This window comes from Nonomuraea sp. NPDC026600 (assembly GCF_040638335.1).
Classification (GTDB): domain Bacteria; phylum Actinomycetota; class Actinomycetes; order Streptosporangiales; family Streptosporangiaceae; genus Nonomuraea.
Genome location: NZ_JBEZYD010000014.1, coordinates 186,882 through 213,114 on the forward strand (window position 1 = coordinate 186,882; position 26,233 = coordinate 213,114).

A 26,233-nucleotide genomic window follows, 5' to 3' on the forward strand; every position below is an offset into this window, starting at 1 on the left:
GATCGAGGGGTTATCCTGGCGATCCCCTTCCCCCGGATCCGCTCTCCGCTACCCAGGCATCCGCGCGCGCAGGGCCCGGACGAACCAGTCGAGCACCGGCGCCAGGCTCTCCGGGGCCGGCCAGCCGTTGATCACCGCGAGCAGCCGGAGATATCGCTCCCAGCGAGGATCGTTCGCGCTCTCCAGCCGCGCCAACAGCCGCCGCCGCAGGCCGGCGTCGTCGGGGCAGCCGAAAACGTCCGCGTATCGAGCCGTGACCGCCGCGACGACCGCATCGGCCTGGGGTGCGGCCGGGTCGAGGCCGGCCGCCACGGCGGGGCCGGCCTCCTCACGGACCATCGCGGCGGAGTCGCGGCGCAGGACCGCGGTGTCGCCCTGGGCCCGCTCGACGGCGTACTGCTCGGCCATGCGCCGCAGGCCGGCGCGGAAGTCCGGGTCCTGGGACAGTTCGGCCAGCTCCACCCAGGCCTCGACCTGCTCGGTCTCGGGATTGTCGGGCAGCTCGGGGGTCATCGAGCGCATGACCCCGGCGAACTCGGGGTTGCCCGCCAGGCCGCCGAAGGCGGTGTCGAGGAAATCGCCGATCAGCCGCCGGCGTTCGTCCGCGGAGAGCTTGGCCAGTCCGTGCATGAGATCCATCTCCTCAGGTGTGGACCCGCGCCTGGCCACCGCCGTCAGCACCGCGCGCCGCAGCCGAAGGGTGCGGATCTGCACCGCCAGCGCGTCGGCGTGCGCCGCGGCGACCTCGGTGAGCGAGACCTCCCGGTCCACGACCTTCCGGATCGTGGGGAGGTCCAGCCCCAGGTCGCGCAGCGTCCGTACGAGCTCCAGGCGGGCGAGGGCGTCGATGCCGTAGCGGCGGTAGCCGGCCGGGCTGCGGTCGGTGGGCGGCACGATCCCCTGATCGGAGTAGAACCGGATGGCCTTGACCGTCAGCCCGGTCCGCCGGGCCAGCTCACCGATCGAGTAGAGCGTGTCGCCGTCCATGCCCCCACCTTCGCGTCTCCTCTTACTGGAGACTCAAGCCCGGCGGCTACTCCCAGACGACGACGTTGCGGCGCACCGGAGCCGATCCCGGATCCGTCGCGAACAGCTCGGGCGAGTGCTCCCGGATGCGTTCGACGTCGTTGAAGACGGCTCTCAGGTGGGTGCGCATGGCCGCGCGGGCCAGCGCGACGTCGCCGGCGAGCACCGCGTCGAGGATCTGGACGTGCTGGGCGGCGAAGTCCGTCGCCGGGGTCTCGTGCAGGCCGAGCCGGCGCGCACGGTCGAGATGACCCTTGGCCGAGGCCACGGTCGTCCAGGCACTGCCATGCCCGCTCAGCCGCAGCAGGCCTTGGTGGAATGCCTCATCGAGCTCGAAGAACCCCTCCAGATCAAGGCCCGGCCGCTGCTGCTCCCCGAGGTTGTGCCGGAGTTCGGCGACCAGCTCGGAGTCGAGCTCGGCGGGCAGGTCCTCGAGGGAGGCCATCTCCACGGCCTCGCGGAGGAACTGCGCGTCGGCCACCCTGGCCGGGTCGACACGTGAGACGAACGATCCGACCTGGGGAAAAATCTGGACCAGGCCCTCTTCGGACAGCAGGATCAAACTCTCCCGGACCGGTGTGCGGCTCACCTTGAGCGAGGCCGCCAGCTCGTTCTCGGACAGGGCCGTCCCCGGCGGGAGCTCGAGGGTCAGGACTTTGCGGCGCAGGGCCTCGTAGACAGTGCGTCGGCTGGTCCGCCGCTGATTCGATCCGGCCACACGCTCACCCTACCGGGGCAGGACTCCTGAGCGAGCAGACGAACGGCGGGCGCACAACCACTATTGCGCATCTGTGCGACAGATGCTTGTATATCAGTACTACTCGACTAGTGGCCGCCTCCTGAAGCAGCCTGCCGACCACGATGAAGACTGTTCGAAGGAGTGGGACCTGTGAGCAAGATCGAGCGCGCCGAGGTGTTCGTCGCCTCCCCGGGGCGGACCTTCGTCACCTTGCGCATCACGACGTCGGACGGCGTGACCGGCCTCGGCGACGCCACCCTGAACGGCCGTGAGCTCGCCGTCGCGAGCTACTTGCAGGAGCACCTCGTGCCCCTGCTGATCGGCAAGGATCCGGCGCGCATCGAGGACATGTGGCAGTACCTCTACCGTGGCGCGTACTGGCGCCGCGGCCCCGTCACGATGACCGCGATCTCCGCCGTGGACACGGCCCTGTGGGACATCAAGGGCAAGGTCGCCGGCCTGCCGGTCTACCAGCTGCTCGGCGGCCGCTCCCGCGAGGGCGTCATGGTCTACTCGCACGCCAGCGGCGCGGACGTCCCCGCCCTGCTCGACGATGTCGAGCGGTTTCTCGACCTCGGCTACAAGGCCGTCCGCGCCCAGGCCGCCGTCCCGGACGTCGGCGGCACCTATGGGATTCGCAAGGGCAAGGTGTACGAGCCGGCCGCGACCTCGCTGCCCGACGAGCAGCCCTGGGACACCGAGGCCTACCTCGGGTTCGCACCGACCTACCTCGAAGCCGTCCGCGAGCGCTTCGGTTTCGGCTTCCACCTCCTGCACGACATCCACCACCGGCTCACCCCCATCGAGGCGGCCCGCTTCGGCAAGCGGGTCGAGGACTGCCGGCTGTTCTGGATGGAGGACCCGACCCCGGCCGAGAACCAGGAGTCGTTCCGGCTCATCCGGCAGCACACGACGACGCCGATCGCGGTGGGCGAAGCGCTGACCTCCATCTGGGACGTCCAGCACCTCATCACCGAGCAGCTCATCGACTACGTGCGCACCACGGTCGTCCACGCCGGCGGGATCACGCACCTGCGCCGGATCTTCGACCTGGCCGCGCTCTACCAGGTCCGCACCGGTTCACACGGGGCGACGGACCTCTCACCGATCACCCTCGCCGCCGCGGTGCACGTCGACATCTCGGTGCCGAACTTCGGCATCCAGGAGTTCATGGGCCACCCGGACGAGGCCGCGGAGGTCTTCCGCAGCGGAGTGACGCTGTCCGACGGCATGCTCTACCCGTCGGAGGAGCCCGGCCTCGACGTCGAGTACGACGAGAAGGCGGCCGCGCGCTTCCCCTACCAGGCTCGCTACCTGCCTGTCGCGCGGCGCCTCGACGGTTCGGTGCATGACTGGTGAACACCTTGACGGTGCCCTCGCTGAGCCTCGCCACGCTCGACCGGATCGCTCCCGAGCTGCGCCCGGCCGTCGATCCCCGGCAGTTGCGCCCGCGGGTCGTGCACTTCGGCCTCGGCGCGTTCCACCGGGCACACCAGGCCATCTACACCGAGAACGCGGCGGCCCGCGGCGGCGAGCCGTGGGGCATCGTCGCCGTGGCCCCGAACTCGACGCGGGTGGTCAAGGCGATGCGCGCCCAGGACTGCCTGTACTCGGTGACCGAACGCCATCCGGCGGCCACCGCCACCCGCGCGGTCGGGTCGATCGTCGGCGCCCTGGGGATGCGCCCGGACGCCGGGCGGGTCGATGACCTGCTCACCGACCCCGATGTCACCGTGCTGACCCTGACGATCACCGAGAGCGGCCACTACCGCCGCCCCGGCACCGGCGAGCTCGACACCGGAGCACCGGAGATCGCCGCGGACCTCACGGCGAGGGAGACGGCGGACATCACCACGGTCGTCGGCCGGCTCGCCGCGGGGCTCGCCGCGCGGATGCGGGTCAACGGTGCCCCGATCAGCGTCGTGTCCTGCGACAACATGGCCGCCAACGGCGCCGCGCTCGGCACGGTGGTACGCGGCTTCGTCGAAGCCTCCTCGTGGCCGGACCGGCAGGCCGTCCTCGACTGGCTGGCCACGTCGGTCGCCTTCCCCGCGACGATCGTCGACCGCATCGTGCCCGCGACGACCGACGCGGACCGGGAGGCGGCGTGTATCGCACTCGGCGTGCGCGACGAGGTGCCGGTCGTCGGCGAGCCGTACCGGCAGTGGGTGCTGGAGGACTCCTTCGCCGGCCCGCGTCCGCCGTGGGAGCTCGACGGCGCCCTGTTCGTCCCCGACGTCGTGCCGTACCAGCTCACCAAGCTGCGGCTGCTCAACGGGTCCCACTCGGCCATGGCCTACCTCGGAGCGGCGGCCGGCTGCGCGACGATCGCCGACGTCATGGCGACCGGCTGGGGTGAACGGCTGGTCCGGGCCCTGGGCGCGGAGATCGCACCGACACTGCCCGCCGACGGGCCGGACCCGGCCACGTACACTGACGACCTGGTCGAGCGGTTCCGCAACCCCGGGGTGCGGCACCTGCTCCGGCAGATCGGCTCCGACGGCTCCCGGAAGATCCCGGAACGCTGGTTCGGCGCCCTCCGCTCGCTGCGCGCCGCCTCCGCCGGCACTGCGACGCTCGAGCTCGCGCTCGCCGCCTGGGCGAACGCGACCCGACCGGCCGACGGCGGGCAGCTGTTCGGCACGACGGACCCCGCCGCCGCGGAACTGGCGGCCTGCTGGCACGAGGCGTCCGGCCACGAAGACACCATCCGCCGGCTGCTCAGCGTGCTGGGCGCGGCTGACCTGGCCGGGGACGGCGCACTCGTCTCCGGCACCGCCGCCCGGCTCCCCGCGCTGCGGGCCGGCCGCGTCGAGATCTGACCTACCTCGGAGTTCGCGATGAAAGACAGCACACAGACGGAGCCCGCAGGCCCCGTGACCAGAACAACCCGTGACCTCGTCAGGGCGGCCATGTCCGGCTGGCTCGGCACGGCGATGGAGTTCATGGACTTCCAGCTGTACTCGCTGGCGGCCGCCATCGTCTTCAACAAGATCTTCTTCCCGGACGTCAGCCCGGCGATCGGGCTGATCGCCGCCATGGCCACCTACGGCGTCGGATACGTCGCCCGGCTGGCCGGCGCCATCTACTTCGGCCGGATGGGCGACCGGATCGGCCGCAAGAAGGTCCTGATCACCACCATCCTGCTGATGGGCGCGTCGACCACGCTGATCGGCGTCCTGCCGACCTACTCGGTGATCGGCATCCTGGCCCCGATCCTGCTGGTCGTCCTGCGGCTCGTCCAGGGCTTCGGGGCCGGCGCCGAGATCGCCGGAGCCACGGTCATGCTCGCCGAGTACGCCCCGGTGAAGCGGCGCGGCCTGGTCGCCTCGCTGGTGTCGCTCGGCACCAACACCGGCACGCTGGCGGCGTCGGGCCTGTGGGCGATCCTGCTCGCCGTCCTCAGTGAGGAGCAGTTGCTCACGTGGGGGTGGCGGCTGCCGTTCCTGCTGAGCTTCGCGCTCATGGTCTTCGCGGTCTGGGTACGCCGCAATCTCAAGGAGAGCCCGGTCTTCGAAGAGCGGCCCGACGTCGTGGACGGCGTCGCGATGTCCCGTACCCAGGCCGAGGCCGTCTTCCAGGAGGAGAACAAGGGCGTTCTCGAGGCCGGGCTCCGGCAGCGCAAGGGCAAGGCGTTCTTCCTGGCCCTGGGGCTGAGGTTCGGCCAGGCCGGCAACTCGGGCCTGGTCCAGACCTTCCTCGTCGGCTACCTGGCCACCACACTGCTCGTCGATCGGTCGATCCCCACCAGCGCCATCGTCTACGGCTCCTTGCTGGGGTTCGTCACCGTGCCGCTGGTCGGCCTGCTCGGCGACCGGTTCGGCCGCCGCCCCATGTACATCGCGGTGACCCTGCTGACCGCCGCCTTCGCGTTCCCGATGATGCTGCTGATCACCTCCGGCAGCACGGCCGCTCTGATGCTGGGCATGATCTTCGGGCTGAACATCGGCGTCCTGAGCCTGTTCTCGCTGGAGAGCGTCACGATGGCCGAACTGTTCGGCTCCCGGACCCGCTTCACCCAGCTCGCCCTCGCCAAGGAGATCGGCGGCATCCTGGCCACCGCCATCGGCCCGATCGTCGCGGCGACCCTCACCGCCGTCACCGGTAGCTGGTGGCCCATCGCGGCGATGCTCGTCGTCTACTCGCTCATCACCTTGCTGTCCACGATTCTCGCCCCGGAGACCCGCGGGCGCGACCTGGTCCTTCTGGAGGACGCGGTATGAAGTCCGTCGTCGTGCACGGCCCCCGCGACCTCCGGATCGACGAGCGCCCCGATCCGGTGCCGGGGGAGGGAGAGGTCCTCCTCACCATGGAATGGGGCGGGATCTGCGGCTCCGACATCACGTACTGGAAGCACGGGGCCTCCGGGACCGCCGTACTCAAGCACCCGCTGGTGCTCGGGCACGAGGTCGCCGGCCGGATCGCCGGCATCGGCATGGGTGTCGGCGGTCTCGCGGTGGGCCAGCCGGTCACCGTACACCCGGCGGAGCTGATCGGTGACGGCCGCCTGCCCGACCGGCTGGCCGGCCGCACGAACCTCTACCCCCGGGTCCGCTACTTCGGGTCGGCCGCCTTCGACCCCCACACCGACGGCGGTTTCAGCGAATACCGCGTGGTCCGCGCGGCCCAGATCCGGCCGCTGCCCGAAGGCGTCAGCACCGAGCACGGCGCCCTGGCCGAGCCCCTGGCCGTGGCGATGCACGCCGTGTCCCGCGCCGGGGACCTGCGCGGGAAGACGGTGCTGGTCAACGGCACCGGCTCGATCGGCTCACTGGTCGTGGCCGCCGCGAGACACCACGGGGCGGCCACGATCATCGCCTCGGACATCGCCAAGACGTCACTCGCCGTCGCCCGCGCCATGGGCGCGGACGAGACCCTCGACGTCAGCGGGGACGCGACACTCCCCCAGGATGTCGAACTGGTCTTCGAGGCCTCGGGCGTCCCGGCCGTGCTCGGATCCGTCCTGCGGGCGACGGCCCGCGGCGGCACCCTGGTCCAGGTCGGCAGCCTCCCCGGCACACCCGCCCTCTCGGCCCTCGGCGACCTCGTGACCAGGGAGATCACCTGGATCGGCTCGTACCGCTTCGCCGAGGAGATCGACGAGGCCCTGGACGCGATGCGGGACGGCCTCGACGTCTCCCCGATCATCAGCCACCGCTTCGCCCTCGACCAGGCCGCCGAGGCCCTCGCCGTCGCCGCCGATCCGGCGAGCGGCAGCAGCAAGGTCATGCTGCGGCTGGGCGGGACGGCCTCGGAAGCCGTGTAACTGAGCCGATCGGACGTTTCACCAGCCGTCCACGAGCTCACCGGCGATTCAGGCCGGACAGCTGCCAGGCCAGACGGTGCCGAACGGCGGGGATCTTACCCGCCAGCCTCAGGACCAGATTACGCAGCAGCCGCTTCCCGGACGTGGCCGTGGCCAGTGCGGTGAGCGTGCCGGCCAGGGCGACCACCTTCTCGGCCTGCGGCCGCTGGCCGGTGGCGTAGCCGTCGAGCAGGTCGGGGGAAGCGCCCCGCAGCACTCGGGAGAGGGCCTCCCCCAGGGTGACGGCGTCGTCGATGCCGAGGTTCATGCCCTGGCCGCCGGCGGGAGAGTGGACGTGCGCGGCGTCGCCGGCCAGCAGGATGCGGTCCTTGCGGTAGGTGCCCGCGATGCGGTGGTGCACGCGGAAGCGAGATCCCCAGATGACCTCGTGCACGACGGCGGGTTCGGCCTCGGGCCCGCGTTCGTCCAGCAACTGCTGGACGAACGCGACATCGGGCCGCTGGGGCGCCTGGTCCACCGTGGCGACGATCCGGTAGGACCCGCCGGGCAGCGGCGCGACGACGACCAGCCCCGCGGGCGAGAAGTAGAGGACGACCTCGTTCCGCGGAACACCACCGGAAAGACGCACGTCGGCCAGCGCGAACGACTCCGCGTAGGCGCCGCCGTCGAAGGCGATCGCGGCGCTCTCCCGGACCATGCTGTGCATCCCGTCGGCGCCGATCAGGTAGGCGGCCCGGATCCGCCGCCCGTCGTCGAGGGTGGCGGTGACACCTTCGGCGTCCTGCTCGATGCCGGTCACCGTGGCGGGGCGCAGCACCTTGCCGCCGAGCTCCTCCAGCCTGGCCAGGAGGAACGCCTCAGTGTCCGCCTGGGAGATCATCAAGGTGTAGGGGAAGGGCGTGTCCAGGCCGTCGAAGGGCACCGGGACGAGCACACGATCCCGGTCGCGGATGGTGAAGCGCGGGGTGTGGAGGCCGTGCGCGGTCATCGCCGACGCCACGCCGTACGGCTTGAGCAGTTCCAGGGTGCGCGGGTGCACGACGGCGGCTCTGGACGTGTTGAGGCTCTCGGCCTGCGCGTCCACGATCGTGACCGGGTGACCCTGCTGGGTCAGGACGATCGCCGCGGTCAGCCCGACGGGCCCGGCCCCAACGATCAGTACGTCTGAAACCATCACTCCTCCTTGGTCAACGCTTGTTGGCATCAAGCTAACCCCGGGCGGATTGGATGTCAACAAGTGTTGGCCTACACTTGTTGACATGAGGAGATCTTCGGAGCAGACCAAGGCGCTCATCCTGGCCGCCGCCCGCGAGCGCTTCGCCGCGGACGGCTATGAGCGGGCGACGATCCGGGCCATCGCCACCGACGCGCGGATCGACCCCGCGATGGTCATGCGGTACTTCGGCAGCAAGGAGAAGCTGTTCGCCGTGGCGGCCGAGTTCGACCTGCGCCTGCCCGACCTGACCGGCATCGACCGTGAGCAGGTGGGCGCCGCCCTGGTGCGCCACTTCCTCGACCGCTGGGAGGCCGACGACGCGCTGCAGGCGCTCCTGCGTACCGCTGTCACCAACGAGGCCGTGGCCGAACGCATGCGCGCCATCTTCGCCGAGCAGCTCGCCCCGCTGGTCGTCAAGCTGACCGGCGATCCCGCGCAGGCGCCGACCCGCGCCGCGCTGGTCGGCGCCCAGATTCTGGGCATCGCACTGGTGCGGTACATCCTCGCCTTCCCGCCCGCGCAGCTCATGTCCAGCGATGAGACGGTCGCCTGGCTCGGCCCGACGATCCAGCGCTATCTCACCGGACCCGCCCCGGCGTAGACCCCCGGCGGGACTCGACGGCCGGCGGGCTTTCACAGGTGGGTGACGAACCAGTCCGTGGCAAGGCGGGCCACCTGCTCGAGCGTGCCGGGCTCCACGAACAGGTGCGACGCGCCCGGCACGATCTCCAGCCGGACCTCGCCGGGCATCCGCTGCCATGCCCAGCGGTTGAGGTCGATGACCACCGGGTCGTCGCCACCGACGATGAGCAGGGTGGGCTGGCGCACCCCGGCGAGGAGGTCACCCACCAGATCAGGCCGCCCTCCTCGGGAGACGACGGTACGCACCGCATCGGGCCGCTCCACCGCGGCGACCAGGGCCGCGGCGGCGCCGGTGCTCGCGCCGAAGAGCCCGATGCCGAGATCCGCGGTCCTGGAGTCGGCCTGGGCCCAGTCGGTCAGCGCGGCCACGCGGCCGGCGAGCAGGCCGATGTCGAACCTGAGCTCACCGGTCACGACGTCGCGCCGTTCCTCCGCCGCGGTCAGCAGATCGGCCAGTACGGTGACCAGGCCCGCCGCCTGGAGCTGCGCCGCGACGTAGCGGTTACGCGGGCTGTGACGGCCACTGCCACTGCCGTGCGCGAACAGCACCACCCCACGCGACTCGCCGGGCACAGCGACGTCGGCGTCCAGCGCCACGTCACCGACCGGGATCCGCACCCCGGCTTCCGCGATGTCCATGGTCTCCCTTTCCCCGGCCGAACCCGCCTCCTCCCCCTCCCTTCCCTCCTTTGGACAATCAGTCGCGGCTGCAGTGGCTTGTCAGTGACCCTCGCTACGGTGCCGACATGGCAGCGAGCACAATTGATTACCGCGTTCCAGGTGTCTTCACCCGTCTTGACGCCGATCAGTTACCACTCACCAAACGCCTCCCGATCACCCCGGTCGACATCTGCGAGATCGCACAAGGCCTCATCGTTCATCCGAACAATGCCGCCTCCCTGCCGATCCCCCAGGAACGCCTGGCCGAGAAGAACCTCCGCGGCACAAGCGACATCATCCGATCGCTCACCAGCCTCGACCCCGCCCCGCTGGATGTCCCACGTCCCGCACACCTGCGAGTGGTAGGTACGTGCCGCCACTTCGCTCTTCTCAGCTGCGCCCTTCTCCGCCTCCAGGGCGTCCCCGCTCGCGCCCGCTGCGGCTTCGCCACGTACTTCGTCCCCGGCAAGAGCGTCGACCACTGGATCACGGAGTACTGGCGCACCGACGAACAACGTTGGGTGCGCATCGACACCGAGATCCTCGGCCAGAGCCTGGTCGCCGCCCCCGAGGACCTGGCCACCGGAGAGTTCCTGACCGGCGGCGAAGCTTGGCTCCTCTGTCGACAAGGCTCAGCCGATCCTGACGCGTTCGGCGTCGCGGGAGTCGCGCACGCGTGGGGAGTCGCCGAAATCCGGGGCAACGCGATCCGCGACCTGGCCGCCCTTCAGAAGATCGAAATGCTGCCGTGGGACGAATGGGGCCGCATGGAGGCTTCCTACCAGGGCGCCACCGGCCCCGATTACGACGCGCTCATGGACGTGATCGCCACGACCTGCGCCGCCGACAACCCCGAGGCGATAGCTCAGCTCTACGAGAGCGAAGACCTTGAGGTCCCGACGCACATGATCTGCTGACCGATCCAACGTCCACTGATATACTAATTCTGATTCGTATATACAGGCGAGGTGACATCATGACCAAGACGCTGATCGACCTCGATGACGAAGCCTTGGCCGAGGCCGCGACGTTGCTCGGCACCTCATCCAAGAAGGACACGGTCAACGCCGCCCTACGAGAGATCGTTGACCGACGCAGACGGGCAGCGGCCGTGGCTCGCATGCGTGCGATGGTCGCAGAGGGTGAGATCGACTTCTCGATCCTGGACAAGGGCGACGGCGCACAGCAGGACGTCGCTTGACAGAGCTCTATCTCATCGATACCAGCGCCTTGGTCCGCTTCTATCGCGGTCAGGTCGGCGCGGAATGGGACCAGGCCGTCTCTGCGGGGCTCGTCGGCATCTGCGAGCCGGTCAGACAGGAGTATCTCCGAGCTGTCGGCGGCCGACCAGCCTTCTACGAGGCCGGCAACCTCCTTCAGGAGACCTTCCCGTACTACACGATCCCTGATTCCGCGTGGCACGAGACGGGCGACTTGCAGCGCGAGCTCGCCGACAAAGGGTGGCACCAATGCGCTTCTCCGGTTGATCTCCTCGTGGCGGTAACGGCCCGGCATCACAAGCTCACCATGCTGCATGCCGACGCCGACTTCGAGACCATCTCCCGCCTGACTGGACAGCCGGTGCGCTGGATCAGCTGATCGAACCTCTCGCCCGCCCGAGAAGAGAGACGAGTTGAGGGCCCGCATCTGCCACGACGACGTACTCGGCGAAGCCCAAGTCTCCATCCTTACCGAGCGGGGCCCTGCGCTGTTGGGGCCACTGACTTTTGCCTCTCGTTGATCTCAAAGGACAGTGCGGCTACTGCCGAGAACAACGTAGGGCTGATCCGTGGATCCGCCAGGAGCTCCGCGACTCCCTCGGAGAAATAACAGGGCCACCCCTCCTCTTGGGGCTCACTCAAGGGGCAGGCCCGCCGCTCACTGCGAGCAAGGACATCCGCGAAAGTGACGACAGGCAAGGTGCCCTCCAGCGCGGCGCTGCGAATCTGATCGGCATCGGGATCAGTGTCCAGCATCGCCTCGCACCACCAACGGCGCAGGATCGCCTCGGCTTGGTCCAGAGGTGCCGTCCCGAGTTCGCGGTAGAACTCCATCCGCCGACCGCCTTGAAGGGCGGTGGCGATCCCGTCGACGGTACGCGGAACCTGGGGCTCCCCAGGAACGTGCGGGTGGACAGGCTGAGCACGCATACCGCCAGGCCAACTGCAGGGGTGACGTTGCATCAGGAAGAGACAGGATGGAATCTCAGCACCAACGAGGCCCCTGTTGTACATCGTCGCCCCACCGCGAAGCGGCAACGGTACGGCGGCGCGCCCGAGTGAGCCCTGGCAGCGGCACAGGTCAGCGGCGGCCGGGGGCGCAGCTGACGCAGGTCTTGGTGGCCGGGAGGATCATCAGGCGCTCGATGGCGATGCGTTGCCCGCATCTCGCGCAGATCCCGTAGCTGCCATCGCGTAGCCGCTCGAAGGCGAGGTCCAGCTCGGCGAGGTGGCTCAAAGCCTGGTCGAGGAGGGCTTGGACGTGGGCCCGTTCGAAGGCGGTGGACGTTCCCTCTGGGTCGTGCTCGTCGTCGGAGGCGGTCAGCGCCGATGATTTGACGATTTCATCCCGGTCACTGCCCAGGATGGCGACTCGGGCCGTTGTCCGCTGGCGGTCGGCGTCGAGCAGTTCTCGTATGGTCGCCTGCTCCGAGGGGGAGAGCGCGGCGCGCTGATGGCGTTCGGTCATCACAGCTCCCCACTTCCCCTCAGCCCGCGCTCATGCCTGCCGGAAACTTCGTCTTCGCTGTTGACGATATTTCCCATCCGGCCTATCGTCGTCTCTGTCGGAGACAAGGTTCTGCACAAGGCCTGCGCCTCGGGCATGGTAGTCATGGGATCCCAAGGAGGCCGTACAGACAAGTTGGTGCATCATGACCGAGCACTACCTCGGCGGGGTCGGCATCGCCGAGGCGCTGGGGGTGAGCCGGCACGCGGTGCACAAGTGGCGCTCCCGCTATCCGAGCGATTCGAGTCATCCGTTTCCCGAGCCCGACGTCGAGATCGACGGGGTCCCCGGCTGGCGGGCTGACCGACTGGACGAGATCGTGCAGTGGCGCAACGGCCTGCCCGGCCGCGGCGCGGGCGGAGGCCGTCCTTCCGCCGCACGTCAGGAGTACCTCCAGCACGCGGCGGCGCGTGGCCTGGAGCGGGGCGAAGCGCTGCGCGCGCTCCTCACGTTCACCGAAGAGTTCCCCGAGATGACCGAGCCGGAGCTCTGCGCCTGGCTGATCGAGAAATGGCGCGGTTAGCAAGGCTCGGCACCACCACAAGACCGGAAGGCGATGACGCATGCCCGAAATCGGCGGGGAGACCGCACCAGGGTTCGAAGAAGTGCGTACGGCATTCGCGGCCAATCTGGCCGACAACCAGGAAGTGGGCGCGGCCGTCGGCGTCTACCTGCACGGTCGCAAAGTCGTCGACCTGTGGGGCGGGATCGCCGATCCCGAGACCGGCCGCCGCTGGGAGCGCGACACCCTTCAGGTCGTCTATTCCACCACCAAGGGCGTCACCGCCGCCTGCGCGCACCTGCTGGCCCAGCGCGGCGAACTCGACCTCGACGCACCCGTAGCCGACTACTGGCCGGAGTTCGCCGCGAACGGCAAGGACCGCATCCCCGTCCGCTGGCTGCTCACCCACCAGGCCGGACTGCCCACGATCGACCACCCGATCACCCGGGCCCAGGCGATCGCCTGGGAGCCGATGGTGACCGCGCTGGCCGCCCAGCGCCCGTCCTGGGAGCCGGGCACCGAACATGGCTACCACGGGCACACCTACGGCTGGCTGGTTGGAGAGGTCGTTCGCCGGGTGACCGGCCGCAGCATCGGCACGTTCCTCGCCGAAGAGATCGCCGCACCGCTCGACCTGGACCTGTGGATCGGGTTGCCGAAAGCCGAGCAGCATCGGGTCAGCCGGATCATCGCCGACGCGCCTGACTTGGCGGCCATGGCCGACCTCGACCTGGACACCCTTCCCGAATCCGTGCGCGAGATGATGAGAGCCTTCGCCGACCCGACGTCGTTGACCATGCGGTCGTTAATGGGCGTCATCACGCCGCCGCTGGACCACAACGACCCCGACGAGCAGTCCGCGGAGATGCCCTCGAGCAACGGCATCTGCACGGCCCGCGCGCTGGCCCGCTTCTACGCCGCGCTCATCGGCGAGGTCGACGGGCATCGCATCCTCTCCCCCGAGACCTTGGCCGCGGCGACCGCGGAGCAGGTCAGTGGCATCGACCGCATCCTGCGGGTACCCGTCCGGATCGGCACCGGTTTCGGGCTGCCGACACCCGACGCCTTCTGGTACAGCCCGACCGCCTTCGGGTTCCCCGGCTACGGCGGATCGCTCGGCTTCGCCGACCCGGCGAGCGGCCTCGCGTTCGGCTATGTCATGAACCGCATTCACGAGGGCGTACCGGACCAGAGAGCCGCCACCCTCCTCGAGGTGGTCCACCGCGCCATGAATACCCAGCCCTCCCTCTAGGCTTGCGGGCGTTCCGCATCACTTCTCGCTGGTCCTGGAGGCCGCTGTGGCGATGCCCAAGAGGGGGTCACGGCTCATCACCGTCGACGGCACCGTCTTCCGCTGGCGGGTCAGCCACAAGCCCACGTACCGCAAAGGCACCGGCTCCAGTCCCCTCACCTTCGCCGTTGAGCGAGCCCAGGAGCCGGGCAGCATTCTCATGGTGACCCTCTCCTGCGCCCGGCCGGACAACTGGAACGGAGAGCGAACGATCGTGGTCCGTCCCGTCCTCGTCGCGGGATGCGTCCGGCGAGCCGTCGAACAAGGATGGAACTCCAGTCGGTCAGGCGCGACATTCACCCTCACCGTCGCCGAGGACGAGCTGGCCGTGCTCCTGAGCGCACCGCCTCAGTATCTGATCCCCTTCCTCTGGGGCATGATCCCGGAAGGTGGTGGCATCAGAGACCTTCCTCGAGGCAGGCAGATCTGGAGCCGCGACGAACCGAGCACCGACCAGCAGCCTGCTGATCGCGCTGCTCCGCCGTAGGCGGTCGGTGGACCTTGTTCGTCGCGCAGCTGAACAGAGGTCCACCGGACATACCCTTGTGCTCGAGTTCCGAGCAGTAATGGCCGACGGCTAGTCGACGCAGCCCGGAATGGTGTTCAGCGGATTGCAGTTATCGGGGATGTTGTCACGGATAATCGAGTTCTGGATGACGACATTGGCGTTGCCGGTGGCGATTCCACCGCCGGCTGATCCCTTGTTCCGCGTGACCAGGACGCGATCGAGCGTGGTGGTTCCCAGGTTGGAGATGCCGCCGCCCAGGCTGCCGGATATGTTGTTGTCCACGGTGCTACGGATGAGGTGCGACACGCCGGACGCCTGGGTGTTCAGCCCACCGCCGTTGATCGGTGCACTGTTCCCGGCCAGGACACTCTTGGACAGCGTCAGCGTCCCCGAGTTGATGATCGCGCCGCCTCCGACGCCCATTGTCGAGTTCGCGTTGAGCCGGCTGAGGAAGATCGTCGCTGTGGCGCCCGCACTATTGGCGAACGCGCCACCGTTTCCCGCGCGGTTGCCGGCAAGGGTGGTCTGGTCCAGAACCACGGTGCCCGCGTTGAGGATTCCACCACCGAGGCCCGTCGTCATTCCGCCCAAGATGGAGATCCTTTGGACATGGAGCGTCGCCCCGGATGCGACCTCCAGAACACGGAAGGTGGCAGATACGGTCGGATCGCGCCTGATCACCGTGCTCGACCCGCCCACCAGAGCGATGTCGCCCGTGATGACCGGCAGCGCGTCCCCAGGGTCGGCCGCCTTGGCGTAGTCGTAGACGCAGTTCGGCGCGAGAAGGAGCCTGGCGGCTCCGATCCCGTTGGCTGTGCGGATCGCCGTGACGAGCGCGCCCGGGTCGCACGCGACGGTCACGTCCTTCACCAGGCCAGACCTCGCCTGTGCCGGCAGCGGCATCGCACCCAGCGCGAGCACCGCGGCCCCCGTGCCGCCGATGAATTTAGCAAGAAAGCCCATCGGGCCGCCCCTATATGGAAAAGGACATTTGTCCTGTCGGTAACGAATGACCTGTCGGTATCGCCGCCAACAGGGAAACATGCCTGGGCCTGGCGAATGTTCGGGGCGCATCTCTGTTCAGAACAGTTGACCAAGATTTGCGGGCGCCTTTTCATGGCGTCGGCCGCCTGCCGCGTACCCGACGTCGAGGGTCCCGTTCCAACCGGGACGGCATCTTTATCGGCGAGGCGACGCCCGCGGAAAGCCGGTCTCCGGGCGTTACCAGGCCCGCAACCGCAGAGCATCGACGGACCGCTGGCCGGCGACAGCGTCTACCTGGCCAGAAGCGACACGGGAGAGTGGGTCGCGATCAAGGTGTTCCGGTCTCGATCCGCGGCGGTCTTGGCGCAGATCCAGGAGATCCAGAAGGTACGGCTGCCCGACGCCAACCACACCGTCCAGATCATCGACAGCGGTGATGCGGACGCCGGCACTCTTGAAAGTACATGGCTGCTCGCCCGTGCTACCCGAGATCTGTGGTTGCAGATCTTGACCGGTCAGGCACGATAAATCATGGGCGCACTAAATTTCCGCGCAGGACGCTATTAGCCGCGGCACTGTTCAAACGGTCCGGCAGCCGCCCTGGCCCAACAAGTAGAGGCACCGATCTTTGCAGCATGCCCCGTAAGCATGGAAGATCACTTGACATCGACCTTGGGCACGATTGCGCGCGCCCAAGCGGTGATCTTGTCCAGCAGCTTGAGGATGAACTCACGGCCGGAAGCGAAGAACGGTAGGACGAGCAAGGCAGGGACCATGCAAACGATGACCAGCGCCAAGGGCACGGCCAAGAGGCCGCAGAGTGCGACGCGTTGCCAGGTTGCGTTTATAACGATCATCTGCGATCCCGGTCCTACGGTCCGTTGGGTCAGTTCCCAGACGCTTGCGCGTCTTTTCCCCCCGGTACCGCGCGTCCGAAAGCACGGGCATCGCGAATGATCCAGCTACTTCGTCAGCCCTGAATGGCACCGCCAATCCCCATGGCTTGCCATTCTGGATCGTTTCACTAAGAACGTTAACTGACAGGCCTGAACTGAGCAAGGGCTCCAAAGTGCCGTGAGGAGGCAGAGCGTGGCTGGTCGAGGCCCAGCGCCAACGACGGCCTGCCGCCATCACATCCGAACGTCAGATTCCTCCTATGATCGCGCCCATGAGGAAGGACGACACCGCCGACATCGCCAGATGGCTGTGGCACGAGGTGGACCCCGGCGACTGGTCCGGCGAGGCGCTGCGGCCGCTGGGTGAGGAGCGCGGCCGGTTGGTGCCGGTACAGGAGCATGAGCGGCGGTACGCCGGCGGCCGCGAGTTTCGCGGTCTCGTCGTCCCCATTTCCTTGGAGGGAGAACCGTCCACCGCGTTCCAGCGGCACGCCGAGGCAGTGGAGAACGCGATCGGCGCTGCTGACAGCGTTGGCAGTCATGGCCCGATCGGTCCCTGGTACGAGCGGTCGCCGGATTGGGGAGCCCCTTTCCTGCGCTGGCGGCGGCCAGGCGCCGAATCGCTTGAATTACGCGCCGCCGAGACCGGCGCGGAGCTTTCCCTGCAGCCGACGGAGCCGTATGAGGAATGGCGGCAGACCGCGTTCGAGTGGGGAGAGCCGTCGCATTTGCCGGGTGGTTTCGTCATCGAGTATCTAGATGCCGCCAATGAGGGGCTCAGCACGCCGGGCGGGTGGCGGGTGCCTCGGTGGGCGGCGCTGCCACGTTCGCTGTCGGCGTTCGTCCGCACGCTACCCGCCGAGACGTGCGCGATCGGCAGGAACGTGAGCGTCACCGTGTTCGGGGGAAATCGCCAGATTCTCGCCATCCATTCCGCCGAGCGACTGACCGTCGTGGGGTGGTTCAAGTACTTCTTACCGGGCGAGGGACTGGGCTGGTCGCAGCGGGTCGAACGGACCGTGCGATCGTGGACGTTCGACGCGGGCGGTCCTGGCGAAGTGGATGGCGACTGGCTGGCACGGCACCTCATCGAGGTTCTCAAGACGGAGAAAGTGTCCTCCATGGCGAAGCTGGGAAAGCATGTCCACAGCCCGGAGAACGCCCACACGGTGCTGCTCGGCCTGGGGTTCTAGAGCCGTTCATGTTGGCCTGAGGGCTGGCAGGCCGCGTTCGCCGCCGATTTTCGGATCGGTTCTCATACGCCGATGGCCCGGCGGGCTCCCGGCTGCGGCATTTCGCTTTTCGGTCGAGGCGGACAAGGCGCTAGCGAGCTCCGTATCATTCATGATCGTGGTTCTCTTGGTGGTCTTAGGCATCCCGACGGCAGTCGTATGCGGCTCGATATTCTTCGCGGCGCTGTCGGCCCCTCGTGAGCAGCGGAATCGTATGAGCCTGTATCCCCTGGTCTGGGGAGCGGTCGTGGCGACGTTCGGTATCGCGGTGATGGCGCTTACCGCGTGGTCCACGCAAGCGGACAAGCACTATGACGACTTCGACTCGGCATTGACCGCCCTGGCAGGCATATTCGGTGGAGCACTGCTGATTTTCGGGTTGGGTCCCTTCGTCCCATGGCTGCTGGAAGTGGTCCGGCGCAGCGCCGTATTTCTGCCGCGAGCGCTTCGGCCGACCGTCCGTCACGTGTGTGGCGCACCCGCCCGAACCGCCGCAGGAGTGGCGACGACGATGGTCGCGGCCGCCATCGCGACAGCACTGATGATCATCGCACCTGCCATGACGGCGCAGGGAGGGGCGGACTACTACCCCGATGCCCGGCCAGGCGCACTCGTCGTGGAGGGCTTCGGCGCAGATCAGACGGCCACCGTACGGGCGGCCATCCAGCGCGAGTTACCCGGCGCACCCATCACGGAGAAGAGTTCTGATCGCGGACCGGGCTTCCTCGATGTGGCGACCGACTACAGCAACTGGTCTGATCCCTACGTTGGCGACCAGGCGTTGTTGCGCTACCTCACGGGCAACCCTTCGACGCCTTATGACAAGGGCACGGCCGTGGTGGTCGCGACGGACAACGAAGAAACCGACTCAGCGGAGGTCCGGTACTCCCTCTCCGCGACCGGCGGCTCTACCGCCATCAAGGCCATTCCGGTGATCACCGTCAGGCCCCCTGATCCCCGTTTCGGAAGGCTCTTTGTTCCCCGCGAGGTGGTACAAGACCTTGGTGTCCAGCTACAGCCCGATCAGTTCATCATCGACCCTTCGCACTATCGCGTTTCGGCGACAGAGCAGGAGCGACTCGACCGCCGACTGGGCGGAATCGCCGTCACTTACGTCGAGCGGGGATATCAGGCACCGCCTTACTGGCTGTACGTCGTTGCGGTAGTGATTCTCATCGCCCTCGCCGGCGCACTGGTCGCAACCCGCTCGGCCGGCTCGGCGCGCATTCTGCTACGGATCAGCGGCGGCTCAGTCGCAGGGCTGCGGTTCCTCGCCGCCTGCCGAGCGGCCGTCGGCGCGGCATGTGGCACGGCGATCGGCGCGACCGCCGGGTGCGTCATCGGCCTGTTCCTGGTGTGGCCCATGACCACCTCGGCCGACTGGGAGCCGCCCCCACGGGCACCATTCGAAACCCCATGGCCGGCGATCGGCGTGCTGATCGCCGGTCTGCCCGTACTCGCCGCCGTGATCGCGGCCCTCGTCTCCCCCACCTGGCTCATTCGGTCGGCCCGCACATCGGGACGCAGTCCCTTGGCTTCTCCCGAACCGCAGAAGGTCGCTCCCACGTCAGAGCTTTAGCGGGAGCCTGGGCCGGTCCGAGTCCGATCGATGGGGGGGAGTTGCCCATGCGAGTTCGGCGGCGAGCCAGCCCATCGCCCTCAGTCCTCGAGCCCGGCAAGGGCGTCGAGTTGCCCGGTGGTGTCACCGGTCAGCCGGGTCTCGTCCACGAGCGCGCCGTCGCGCATCGAGATCATCCGGTCCGCGGTGGCCACGATCCGCGCGTCGTGAGTGACAACGACCAGCGTCTGCCCGGACTCGTGTTCAACCCACGGGCGCGAAGCACAGACGTGTCGGCAGTGCTGCTCACGACCCACTCCTTCGCTGGGTCCAGTTCCTCTCACATGCCTCGAGCCAGCGCAGGTCCGCCTGAAGCCGGAGCACGATGCCCTCCAGCAACAGCGCCGCGTTCGAGCGGTCCGGCTCGGCCATGGCGGCGCGCTGGGCGTCACGCAGCCGGCGCAGCAGTTCGCGGCGCTGGGTGTCGACGATGGTGATCGGGTCGGCCAACCCGGCCGACGCGGCCGCGATCAGCTTGAGATGGAACTCCGCGAGGTCACCTCTTGGCCAGTCCACCTCCGCGATCCACTCGGCGACTCGCTGTTGGCCGCTGGGGGTGAGCGCGTACACCTTGCGATCCGACCGGTCGGTGCCCTCGGCCGACTTCTCGACCGCTAGCAGGCCGGCCTTTTCCAGCCGGGTCAGCGTGACGTAGACGTGCCCGGCGTTCATCGCGTCACCGAGAGGGCCGAGCGCGTCGCGCAGCCGCGCGCGCAGCTGGTAGCCGTGTGAGGGCTCCTTGGCCAGCATCGCCAGCACCACTTCTTGCTGCATTGGGCCCTCCTCTAACCGTTATCCCACTATATCTAACGGTTATCCCTGATGGCGGCAAGCCCGCGCGACACTAGTCGCAAGAACCGCGCACATACGCTCGGTGGCATGACGGCCCCATCCGAAATGCCGGCTTCCCCCGTCATCTCTGTCTCATTGACCCGTGAACAGGAGCGGGCTCCCGGTAGCTGAGGTGTTGTCTAAGCAGCTCAGCGGCCAGGGGCACGTGGTTGTCCGTCTACACGCCTGCGGCCGTGAACGCCAGCGGTTGCGCCTCACCGGGGTGCGCATGTCGAGGCCGTAAACCGGCATACCCAGGACTGGCCCTCCCGCAGCCTAAGCAGGTGCAGCGCCTGCGCGGCGGTCAGGGCGTTGAGCGGCAGGGTCGAAGCGTGCACGGAATCGGCGACTACGACCCCTCAGGCCGGTCGATCCCGGACGCGGTGGCAGCCGCCGTCTCAGCCTGTGATGACCCGTCCGGCTACTTCGCGGAATGCCGCAACGAGCTGGTCTCGGTCGGCGGCGACCGTGCCCGCGGTCGCGTCGTTCATGGTCCCGTGAGCACCGTGATACAGGATCCTGGCAGCGAGCTCGGGGTGGGTGCTGCGGAAGAGTCCGGCCTCATTGCCGCGGCGAATGACGTCGGCCAAGCGGTCGACGACGCGTTGGTTGATGCTGCGGCACAGCTCAAGCGCCTCGGCGTCGGCGGAGGAGTAGACGATGCGGTGGAGCTCAGCGTGCGCGATCGCGTGGTCGGTGAGGGATTCGATGAAGTCGGAGATGACGCCCACATCGCCCTGTTCGCCCGGCCAGCCGTCGAAAGTCCGGTCCGCGATCCCGAGCAGGTCATTCACGTAACGTTCCCAGAGGCTGGCTACGACATGTTGCTTGGACTGGAAGTAGAGATAGAACGTTCCTTTTGCCACCCCTGCCCGGTCGGTGATCTCGCCGACGGTCGCGTCGGACACTCCCTTCGCGTAGAAGACGGCCTGCGCCGCATCGAGTAGGTCCTGAAGTCGCTCCTCTTGGGGCTTGGCTACCCGCTTGCGCTTGGGCCGGCCGGTCGTACTTGGCATGTAGGTCTCCTGCGGTCCCATGGTGCGATCCCTTGACCATGTTAGAGCGGGGCAGGTAGCTTCGAGGCACTCACTGACTGAGAGTCAGTCACTTGGAGGCAGTGTTGCTGGACTTTCTTCTCGAAGCAGGGGGCGCCGGAGCCGCGCTCGTTGCCTTGGGGTACCTGCGTCGCGAACGAGTGCCTATGGACGAGCAGACTCGACGGCAGGCGCCGGGTGCGTTCGCCGATCTCCGACACGGAACGACGCATTACGTCCTCGACGGCCCGGAGGACGGCCCGCTTGTGGTGCTTGTCCCGGGCGCCACCCTTTCCCTGTGGATCTGGGACGGGCTGTTCCAGCGCCTGGTCGAGTCGGGTCACCGGGTGCTCGGATACGACCTGTACGGCCGCGGCTACAGCGACAGGCCGCGCGTGAGGTACACCCATGATCTGTTCGATGACCAGCTCGTCGACCTGCTCGAAGCGCTTGATCTGCGCCAGCCGGTGAACCTGGTGGCACTGGCCTTCGGCGGCCCGATCGCATCCCAGTTCGCACTGCGTCACCCCGGAGCGGTGAGCAGCTTGACGCTGGTCGCGCCGGACGGATTCGGCGTTGCCCTCACCCGTGGACAGCGTCTGATGGCAACGCCAGTGATCGGCACCTATATATTCTCCGTGGTCGGCTCACGCGTCCTCGAGCGACGTCTTGCTGACTACTCGCAGGACAAGGGCCTGGTCGAACGCCTGCGAGTCAAATACGTGCCTGACCTCGCTTTCAAGGGGTTCAAGCGCGCTTTGACATCATCCATCCGGAACATCCCGATCCATGACTCCCGTGACGTGTACCGACAGGTACAAGACCTCGGGCTGCCGGTACAGGTGCTGTGGGGTCGGGAGGACCGGGTCACCCCGCTGTACGAGGCGGACGTGCGGAGCGTTTTCCACCGGGCCGATGTGACCTTGCTCGACAACGTGGGGCATCTGCCGCATCACGAGCGCCTGGACCTGACCACCGATCTCGTCATGAGCGCGGTACGACGTGGCCGTGAGGTGCCTGTGACCGGACCCACCGAGAGGCCGAGATGAACTCTCCCACCAGCGCCGGCGCTCGTACCGACGAGCTCAAGCGGGCCGCCATCGGACACATCGACAGGATCACTCCGGTGCTCGTGGAGCTCAGCCATCGCATCCACGCGACACCAGAACTCGCGTTCGCCGAATACCAAGCCGTGCGGACTTTGATCGGTGTCGCGCGGGCAGAGGGCTTGACCATCGAGCCGTCCGCCTACGGACTGGAGACCGCCTTCGCAGTGGATTTCGGTTCCTCGCTCAGCCCGAAAGTGGCGATCATCTCCGAGTACGACGCATTGCCCGACGTGGGGCATGCATGCGCACATAATCTCATCGCAGCGATCGGACTCGGGGCCGCCCTGGCGTTGCACACTCTCATCGACCGGCTTCCGGGCTCGATCCGTTACCTCGGCGCACCTGCCGAGGAGCGCGGGTGCGGCAAGGAACTGCTGGCCCGCGAGGGCGCCTTCGAGGGTGTGGACGCGGCGATGATGGTGCATCCGGCATCCTGGGATCTCAAGGCCGTCAGGACTGCGTGCATCGCCGAGGTGAGCGTGGTCTTCACCGGCCATGCGAGTCATGCCGCGGTCAAGCCCGAGGCTGGGCGAAATGCTCTCGATGCGGCTGTGCTCTCTTACCAGGCGATCGCGCAACTCCGGCAGCACATCCGGGACAAGGAGCGTGTCCACGGGGTCATCACCGAAGGCGGTGGGGCGCCGAACGTCGTTCTCGGGAGAGCCGCGTGCCATTATTTCGTCCGCGCGGCCAATGCCCGTGAGCTTGGCGACCTTAAGGCACGTGTAGAGGCGTGCTTCCATGGCGCCGCACAAGCCAGCGGGTGCACGGCTGAAGTGCGGTGGGCCGACGCCGACTACCTCGATATGCGCGTCAACGAGCCGCTGGCCGACGCCTACGAAGCAAACGCCACGCTGCTCGGTCGCGAGTTCACCCCGTACGAGCAGTTCCCGGCCGGGGGCACCGATATGGCGAACGTCAGCCACCATGTCCCCGTCCTGCACCCGACGATTGCTTGCGCACCGCCCGACGTGATGATTCACGAGCCGGAGTTCGCGGCGTGGGCGGCGTCCAAACGCGGTGAACAGGCGCTGGCCGACGGCGCCAAGGCGCTGGCGATGACCGCGATCGACTTCCTCCAAGACCAGACGCTGCGGCGCCGCACCCAGGCGGCGTTCGCTTCCGCCCATGTCCCCGCCGCATGACGACAAGGACATCGAAATGACGAGCAGCACATTCAACGAGGTCGAACGGGCCTTGGCCGAGGCGCACCGCCAAGCCGACCTCAACGCCTTCATTTCCACGATCTCTGGAGACGAGCTCCGACACGACTCCAGCCGGCCCGAATCCCCGCTCGCGGGAACTCCGATCGCGGTCAAGGACAACATCGACGTCGCGGGTCTGCCTTGCACCGCCGGCACACCCGCGCTGCGGGACTGGTACCCGCCTAAGGACGCCCTCGTCGTGGAGCGTCTGCGCGCAGCCGGAGCGATCGTGATCGGCAAGACCAACCTGCACGAACTCGCGGCGGGGGTCACGTCGAACAATCCCACCTACGGTCCGGTGCGCAATCCGCACGACAGGAACCTGATCGCCGGAGGCAGCAGCGGCGGCAGCGCCGCCGTCGTGGCGGCCGGAATCGTCGACGCCGCGCTCGGCACAGACACCGCGGGTTCCTGCCGCATCCCCGCGGCACTGTGCGGGTGCGTCGGTTACCGGCCGACCGTGGGTCGCTACCCCCTCGACGGGGTCCTTCCGCTTTCCACGACGCGCGACACCGTCGGAATCATCGCTCGCGACGTCGACCACGTGCGCATGCTGGACCAGGCGATGACCGGCGGGCCGAAGGCCCCCAAGCCAGCCGCCGACCACCTGGTGGGGAAGCGCATCGGAGTTCCGCGCTCGTACTTCTACGACGGGGTCGACCACGAACTCGGCGTCGTCGTCAACGAGGCGCTGGCGCGGCTCGCCGATGCCGGAGCGACGCTCGTCGAAACGGAGGTATCGGCTGTGGAAGCGCTGGCCGCACCGATAGCCCTTCCGCTCATCGCCTTCGAGAGCGTGCGCGATCTGGCCACGTATCTCAACAAGCACCGCTCACCGATCACGGCCTGGGAGGTCGTCGAGCAGATCGCCGGCCCCCTCGAGAGCGCTCTCTTCCATATGGCGCTTTGGGAGGAGCCCGTCCCGCACGAGTTCTACCAGCAGATCCTCTCCGCAGGCAGGCCGGCGCTCATCAGTGCTTACCGCAGGGCCTTCGAGGACGACCGGCTTGACGCGCTCGCGCTGCCGACCACTCCGCTTCCCGCCACCCCGATCGGCTGCGACGAGAACGTACTGCTCAACGGGGTGGCGACACCCACGACCGCCGCCTATCTGCGCAACACCGACCCGTCCGCGATCGCGGGGCTGACGAGTATCTCCGTCCCCGCGGGTCTCACGGCCTCGGGTCTGCCAGTCGGGCTCAGCTTCGACGGCCTGCCTGGCCACGACGAGGTTCTCCTTGACCTGGCCGACGCGTTCGAACGGCTCAGCGTGGGCGGGTAAGCCGAACGATGCGACGCGGTTGTCGCGAGGGAGGACACTGCGCGGGCTGGTCGCCGCGACGAAGGACCCGCTGATGGACACCGCTGCGACCGTAGTCTGCGACGGCGAACCTCGCGACCGACCGCCTATCGTCGCCATCAACAGGTACGAGAACGCCCCGAAGCCATCAGCGCTTCAGGGCGTTTGCGCGGAAATATCACTCTAAGCGGGAAAACGATCACTATGAGGAGATGGGCAAGTTAGCAACTCATCTCACGTGATGCGCTGACCGCCTGAACCGCCCCGGGAGACAGCGGCGAGGAACCCGCCGACGAACGCATCCCCGAGCCCGATGGTCGTGGGCGCGGCAACATCAAGGTCGAAGCCAGGCAGGCAACGAACGACCCCGCCCATTCGGTCTTCCAGAGCCGCGGCGAACTCCACCGCCTCCGCTCGCCTCGGCCGGTTCCGCATGAGTTCGTAGTGGTGGTCCGTGTACTCATCGCCGTGGCAGTAGCGGGTGCTGGCGATCACGATGCCCTCGTTCAGTGGCTCCGCGTACTCGCCGGCTCTCTCGCCGAATGCTGCCGACCAATACTTGGTATGCACAACCAGGGTCGTCACGGGGATGAGAGCTTGCAGCGATTCGAGGGCGTGTGCCACCTCTGTCACGGAGAGCAGGTTGACGGCGTAGCCCAGGTACGACTGCATCTCGTCTTCGTTCAGCCCGTGAACGTCGATGACTTCCAGAAGCGCGTCACGCACCCGTTGACTGAGGCCCGGCTCGTGGAATCCGGCATCCTCGTAGTAGACGACCGCCTCGGCTGGAAGTTGTCGCATGTGGCTTCTCAGCGTGGACAGACGCTGGTCAAGTGTTCGCTGGTCCCGTATCGCGTTGAATCCCGAGATCAGGAAGACCCGTGCGTCGCGAAGCAACGAGCCCAGTTCGCCGCTCAGCAGCATGGACTCGTTCGCCGGGTCGTTGACGTAGATCAATCTGTTCGGAAATGGCGCACGGACGTCGATGTCACCTGCTCGAACCCGCATGTCCTGGTCGTACTGCACGATCAGGTGCGGATAGAGGGTGTCCTGGTCGCCGCTACAGATGTAGTCGCAGCTTGCCGGCAGCAGGCGGCGGACGATGTCGTTGAGACTGACCAGGTGCAGGGTGGATGGTACGCCGAGCCGGCTCATCTCCATCGCCGCTCGAACGGAGGTGCCACCCAGAGTTGTTCGTTTGGGGAACCGCCCTGCGAATGCGCTCAGGCATTCGGAGGAGGCGACGAAGTGCTCGCCTCCTCCACCCTTTTTGAGGTAGGTGAGAATGGAAATGACCAGCTCGCGCTCGTTGGTCACGGTGACCGATGAAGTCAGCTCGGCATTGTGGATCTGGTACTCGCCGACGAGTTTCTCCAAGACCGACGAGGACAGCTTGACTTCGTAGTCGACGCCTCCCCCCAAGCCCAGGACTACATGACTGGTCATG

General features: G+C 67.8%; 26 protein-coding genes. 16 read left to right on the forward strand and 10 right to left on the reverse strand.

Features of this window, described 5'->3' with window-relative positions; translation table 11 throughout:
* Nucleotides 1-48 precede the first annotated feature (48 nt).
* Nucleotides 49-987, reverse strand: a complete 939-nt coding sequence (locus tag AB0F17_RS30340; RefSeq protein ID WP_358029661.1) for a MerR family transcriptional regulator — start codon at nt 985-987, stop codon at nt 49-51.
* Between the two features lie 46 nt (nt 988-1,033).
* Nucleotides 1,034-1,744, reverse strand: a complete 711-nt coding sequence (locus tag AB0F17_RS30345) for a GntR family transcriptional regulator (protein WP_358029664.1) — start codon at nt 1,742-1,744, stop codon at nt 1,034-1,036.
* Nucleotides 1,745-1,915: 171 nt separating this feature from the next.
* On the opposite strand from AB0F17_RS30345, the gene manD reads away from it, so the two are divergent.
* Genes manD through AB0F17_RS30365 form a run of 4 tightly spaced genes read left to right on the forward strand, consistent with a single transcriptional unit; the run spans nt 1,916 to nt 7,031 of the window.
* A complete protein-coding gene (gene manD / locus AB0F17_RS30350; RefSeq protein WP_358029667.1) occupies nt 1,916-3,124 on the forward strand; it encodes a D-mannonate dehydratase ManD in 1,209 nt (402 codons plus the stop codon).
* Nucleotides 3,121-4,587, forward strand: coding sequence for a mannitol dehydrogenase family protein (locus AB0F17_RS30355; RefSeq protein ID WP_358029669.1), 1,467 nt, complete (start codon nt 3,121-3,123; stop codon nt 4,585-4,587). The genes manD and AB0F17_RS30355 overlap by 4 nt, the downstream gene beginning before the upstream one ends.
* Before the next feature lie 54 nt (nt 4,588-4,641).
* Nucleotides 4,642-5,988 carry an MFS transporter gene (locus tag AB0F17_RS30360; RefSeq protein WP_358029671.1) on the forward strand — a complete coding sequence of 449 codons (1,347 nt, stop codon included), beginning with the start codon at nt 4,642-4,644 and terminating at the stop codon, nt 5,986-5,988.
* Nucleotides 5,985-7,031 (forward strand): L-idonate 5-dehydrogenase, encoded by a 1,047-nt coding sequence (locus tag AB0F17_RS30365; RefSeq protein ID WP_358029673.1) that lies wholly within the window; start codon nt 5,985-5,987, stop codon nt 7,029-7,031. The genes AB0F17_RS30360 and AB0F17_RS30365 overlap by 4 nt, the downstream gene beginning before the upstream one ends.
* 37 nt (nt 7,032-7,068) lie before the next feature.
* On the opposite strand, the gene AB0F17_RS30370 is transcribed toward AB0F17_RS30365, so the two are convergent.
* Complete coding sequence (locus AB0F17_RS30370) at nt 7,069-8,205, reverse strand: FAD-dependent oxidoreductase (RefSeq protein ID WP_358029675.1); 1,137 nt, start codon at nt 8,203-8,205, stop codon at nt 7,069-7,071.
* A gap of 85 nt (nt 8,206-8,290) precedes the next feature.
* Between AB0F17_RS30370 and AB0F17_RS30375 the strand changes: the two genes are divergently transcribed.
* The gene (locus AB0F17_RS30375) at nt 8,291-8,848 is read left to right on the forward strand and encodes a TetR family transcriptional regulator (RefSeq protein WP_358029677.1); all 558 of its coding nucleotides are present in this window, start codon (nt 8,291-8,293) and stop codon (nt 8,846-8,848) included.
* Between the two features lie 32 nt (nt 8,849-8,880).
* Here the strand turns inward: AB0F17_RS30375 and AB0F17_RS30380 are convergent, their stop codons facing one another.
* Entirely contained in the window at nt 8,881-9,528 is a 648-nt protein-coding gene (locus AB0F17_RS30380; protein WP_358029680.1) for a dienelactone hydrolase family protein, read from the reverse strand.
* Nucleotides 9,529-9,635: 107 nt separating this feature from the next.
* On the opposite strand from AB0F17_RS30380, the gene AB0F17_RS30385 reads away from it, so the two are divergent.
* Genes AB0F17_RS30385 through AB0F17_RS30395 form a run of 3 tightly spaced genes read left to right on the forward strand, consistent with a single transcriptional unit; the run spans nt 9,636 to nt 11,148 of the window.
* Nucleotides 9,636-10,466, forward strand: coding sequence for a transglutaminase domain-containing protein (locus AB0F17_RS30385; RefSeq protein ID WP_358029683.1), 831 nt, complete (start codon nt 9,636-9,638; stop codon nt 10,464-10,466).
* A 59-nt stretch (nt 10,467-10,525) separates the two neighbouring features.
* Nucleotides 10,526-10,750 carry a type II toxin-antitoxin system VapB family antitoxin gene (locus tag AB0F17_RS30390; protein WP_358029686.1) on the forward strand — a complete coding sequence of 75 codons (225 nt, stop codon included), beginning with the start codon at nt 10,526-10,528 and terminating at the stop codon, nt 10,748-10,750.
* Nucleotides 10,747-11,148, forward strand: a complete 402-nt coding sequence (locus AB0F17_RS30395) for a PIN domain nuclease (protein WP_358029689.1) — start codon at nt 10,747-10,749, stop codon at nt 11,146-11,148. The genes AB0F17_RS30390 and AB0F17_RS30395 overlap by 4 nt, the downstream gene beginning before the upstream one ends.
* A 702-nt stretch (nt 11,149-11,850) precedes the next feature.
* On the opposite strand, the gene AB0F17_RS30400 is transcribed toward AB0F17_RS30395, so the two are convergent.
* Entirely contained in the window at nt 11,851-12,237 is a 387-nt protein-coding gene (locus AB0F17_RS30400; RefSeq protein WP_358029691.1) for a TraR/DksA C4-type zinc finger protein, read from the reverse strand.
* Between the two features lie 184 nt (nt 12,238-12,421).
* Between AB0F17_RS30400 and AB0F17_RS30405 the strand changes: the two genes are divergently transcribed.
* Genes AB0F17_RS30405 through AB0F17_RS30415 form a run of 3 tightly spaced genes read left to right on the forward strand, consistent with a single transcriptional unit; the run spans nt 12,422 to nt 14,556 of the window.
* A complete protein-coding gene (locus AB0F17_RS30405; RefSeq protein ID WP_358029694.1) occupies nt 12,422-12,799 on the forward strand; it encodes a hypothetical protein in 378 nt (125 codons plus the stop codon).
* A 40-nt stretch (nt 12,800-12,839) separates the two neighbouring features.
* Complete coding sequence (locus AB0F17_RS30410) at nt 12,840-14,030, forward strand: serine hydrolase domain-containing protein (protein ID WP_358029697.1); 1,191 nt, start codon at nt 12,840-12,842, stop codon at nt 14,028-14,030.
* 46 nt (nt 14,031-14,076) lie between these two features.
* Nucleotides 14,077-14,556: a hypothetical protein gene (locus AB0F17_RS30415; RefSeq protein WP_358029700.1), complete on the forward strand. Its 480-nt coding sequence runs from the start codon at nt 14,077-14,079 to the stop codon at nt 14,554-14,556.
* A 90-nt stretch (nt 14,557-14,646) separates the two neighbouring features.
* On the opposite strand, the gene AB0F17_RS30420 is transcribed toward AB0F17_RS30415, so the two are convergent.
* A complete protein-coding gene (locus AB0F17_RS30420) occupies nt 14,647-15,540 on the reverse strand; it encodes a hypothetical protein (protein WP_358029703.1) in 894 nt (297 codons plus the stop codon).
* 677 nt (nt 15,541-16,217) lie between these two features.
* Nucleotides 16,218-16,418 carry a hypothetical protein gene (locus tag AB0F17_RS30425; protein ID WP_358029705.1) on the reverse strand — a complete coding sequence of 67 codons (201 nt, stop codon included), beginning with the start codon at nt 16,416-16,418 and terminating at the stop codon, nt 16,218-16,220.
* Nucleotides 16,419-16,729: 311 nt separating this feature from the next.
* Here AB0F17_RS30425 and AB0F17_RS30430 point away from each other — a divergent pair, with 311 nt between their 5' ends.
* Nucleotides 16,730-17,650 (forward strand): hypothetical protein, encoded by a 921-nt coding sequence (locus tag AB0F17_RS30430; RefSeq protein ID WP_358029708.1) that lies wholly within the window; start codon nt 16,730-16,732, stop codon nt 17,648-17,650.
* Nucleotides 17,651-17,801: 151 nt separating this feature from the next.
* Entirely contained in the window at nt 17,802-19,268 is a 1,467-nt protein-coding gene (locus AB0F17_RS30435; RefSeq protein ID WP_358029711.1) for a hypothetical protein, read from the forward strand.
* A gap of 285 nt (nt 19,269-19,553) precedes the next feature.
* Here the strand turns inward: AB0F17_RS30435 and AB0F17_RS30440 are convergent, their stop codons facing one another.
* Both AB0F17_RS30440 and AB0F17_RS30445 read right to left on the reverse strand, forming a co-directional pair.
* Entirely contained in the window at nt 19,554-20,081 is a 528-nt protein-coding gene (locus AB0F17_RS30440; RefSeq protein WP_358029714.1) for a PadR family transcriptional regulator, read from the reverse strand.
* Nucleotides 20,082-20,536: 455 nt separating this feature from the next.
* Nucleotides 20,537-21,175: a TetR/AcrR family transcriptional regulator gene (locus AB0F17_RS30445; protein ID WP_358029717.1), complete on the reverse strand. Its 639-nt coding sequence runs from the start codon at nt 21,173-21,175 to the stop codon at nt 20,537-20,539.
* A 164-nt stretch (nt 21,176-21,339) separates the two neighbouring features.
* On the opposite strand from AB0F17_RS30445, the gene AB0F17_RS30450 reads away from it, so the two are divergent.
* From AB0F17_RS30450 to AB0F17_RS30460, 3 genes are read left to right on the forward strand one after another with little or no spacing between them, the layout of a single operon-like run.
* Nucleotides 21,340-22,221 carry an alpha/beta fold hydrolase gene (locus AB0F17_RS30450; protein ID WP_358029719.1) on the forward strand — a complete coding sequence of 294 codons (882 nt, stop codon included), beginning with the start codon at nt 21,340-21,342 and terminating at the stop codon, nt 22,219-22,221.
* The gene (locus AB0F17_RS30455) at nt 22,218-23,426 is read left to right on the forward strand and encodes an amidohydrolase (protein WP_358029721.1); all 1,209 of its coding nucleotides are present in this window, start codon (nt 22,218-22,220) and stop codon (nt 23,424-23,426) included. Before AB0F17_RS30450 ends, AB0F17_RS30455 begins: the two co-directional genes overlap by 4 nt.
* Before the next feature lie 16 nt (nt 23,427-23,442).
* Nucleotides 23,443-24,768 carry an amidase family protein gene (locus AB0F17_RS30460; RefSeq protein ID WP_358029724.1) on the forward strand — a complete coding sequence of 442 codons (1,326 nt, stop codon included), beginning with the start codon at nt 23,443-23,445 and terminating at the stop codon, nt 24,766-24,768.
* A gap of 252 nt (nt 24,769-25,020) precedes the next feature.
* Here the strand turns inward: AB0F17_RS30460 and AB0F17_RS30465 are convergent, their stop codons facing one another.
* Nucleotides 25,021-26,232 carry an ADP-dependent glucokinase/phosphofructokinase gene (locus tag AB0F17_RS30465; protein WP_358029727.1) on the reverse strand — a complete coding sequence of 404 codons (1,212 nt, stop codon included), beginning with the start codon at nt 26,230-26,232 and terminating at the stop codon, nt 25,021-25,023.
* Between the last annotated feature and the right edge of the window lies 1 nt (nt 26,233).

Excerpts from the sequence above, each read along its gene's own strand:
- AB0F17_RS30425 (WP_358029705.1), bottom strand. The coding sequence starts at position 16,418 with ATGATCGTTATAAACGCAACCTGGCAACGCGTCGCACTCTGCGGCCTC.
- AB0F17_RS30405 (WP_358029694.1), top strand. The coding sequence starts at position 12,422 with ATGACCGAGCACTACCTCGGCGGGGTCGGCATCGCCGAGGCGCTGGGG.
- AB0F17_RS30385 (WP_358029683.1), top strand. The coding sequence starts at position 9,636 with ATGGCAGCGAGCACAATTGATTACCGCGTTCCAGGTGTCTTCACCCGT.
- AB0F17_RS30430 (WP_358029708.1), top strand. The coding sequence starts at position 16,730 with ATGAGGAAGGACGACACCGCCGACATCGCCAGATGGCTGTGGCACGAG.
- AB0F17_RS30445 (WP_358029717.1), bottom strand. The coding sequence starts at position 21,175 with ATGGGACCGCAGGAGACCTACATGCCAAGTACGACCGGCCGGCCCAAG.
- AB0F17_RS30375 (WP_358029677.1), top strand. The coding sequence starts at position 8,291 with ATGAGGAGATCTTCGGAGCAGACCAAGGCGCTCATCCTGGCCGCCGCC.
- AB0F17_RS30340 (WP_358029661.1), bottom strand. The coding sequence starts at position 987 with ATGGACGGCGACACGCTCTACTCGATCGGTGAGCTGGCCCGGCGGACC.
- AB0F17_RS30440 (WP_358029714.1), bottom strand. The coding sequence starts at position 20,081 with ATGCAGCAAGAAGTGGTGCTGGCGATGCTGGCCAAGGAGCCCTCACAC.
- AB0F17_RS30465 (WP_358029727.1), bottom strand. The coding sequence starts at position 26,232 with ATGACCAGTCATGTAGTCCTGGGCTTGGGGGGAGGCGTCGACTACGAA.
- AB0F17_RS30410 (WP_358029697.1), top strand. The coding sequence starts at position 12,840 with ATGCCCGAAATCGGCGGGGAGACCGCACCAGGGTTCGAAGAAGTGCGT.
- AB0F17_RS30435 (WP_358029711.1), top strand. The coding sequence starts at position 17,802 with ATGATCGTGGTTCTCTTGGTGGTCTTAGGCATCCCGACGGCAGTCGTA.
- AB0F17_RS30390 (WP_358029686.1), top strand. The coding sequence starts at position 10,526 with ATGACCAAGACGCTGATCGACCTCGATGACGAAGCCTTGGCCGAGGCC.
- AB0F17_RS30380 (WP_358029680.1), bottom strand. The coding sequence starts at position 9,528 with ATGGACATCGCGGAAGCCGGGGTGCGGATCCCGGTCGGTGACGTGGCG.
- AB0F17_RS30365 (WP_358029673.1), top strand. The coding sequence starts at position 5,985 with ATGAAGTCCGTCGTCGTGCACGGCCCCCGCGACCTCCGGATCGACGAG.
- AB0F17_RS30450 (WP_358029719.1), top strand. The coding sequence starts at position 21,340 with ATGGACGAGCAGACTCGACGGCAGGCGCCGGGTGCGTTCGCCGATCTC.
- AB0F17_RS30455 (WP_358029721.1), top strand. The coding sequence starts at position 22,218 with ATGAACTCTCCCACCAGCGCCGGCGCTCGTACCGACGAGCTCAAGCGG.
- AB0F17_RS30370 (WP_358029675.1), bottom strand. The coding sequence starts at position 8,205 with ATGGTTTCAGACGTACTGATCGTTGGGGCCGGGCCCGTCGGGCTGACC.
- AB0F17_RS30400 (WP_358029691.1), bottom strand. The coding sequence starts at position 12,237 with ATGACCGAACGCCATCAGCGCGCCGCGCTCTCCCCCTCGGAGCAGGCG.
- AB0F17_RS30420 (WP_358029703.1), bottom strand. The coding sequence starts at position 15,540 with ATGGGCTTTCTTGCTAAATTCATCGGCGGCACGGGGGCCGCGGTGCTC.
- AB0F17_RS30460 (WP_358029724.1), top strand. The coding sequence starts at position 23,443 with ATGACGAGCAGCACATTCAACGAGGTCGAACGGGCCTTGGCCGAGGCG.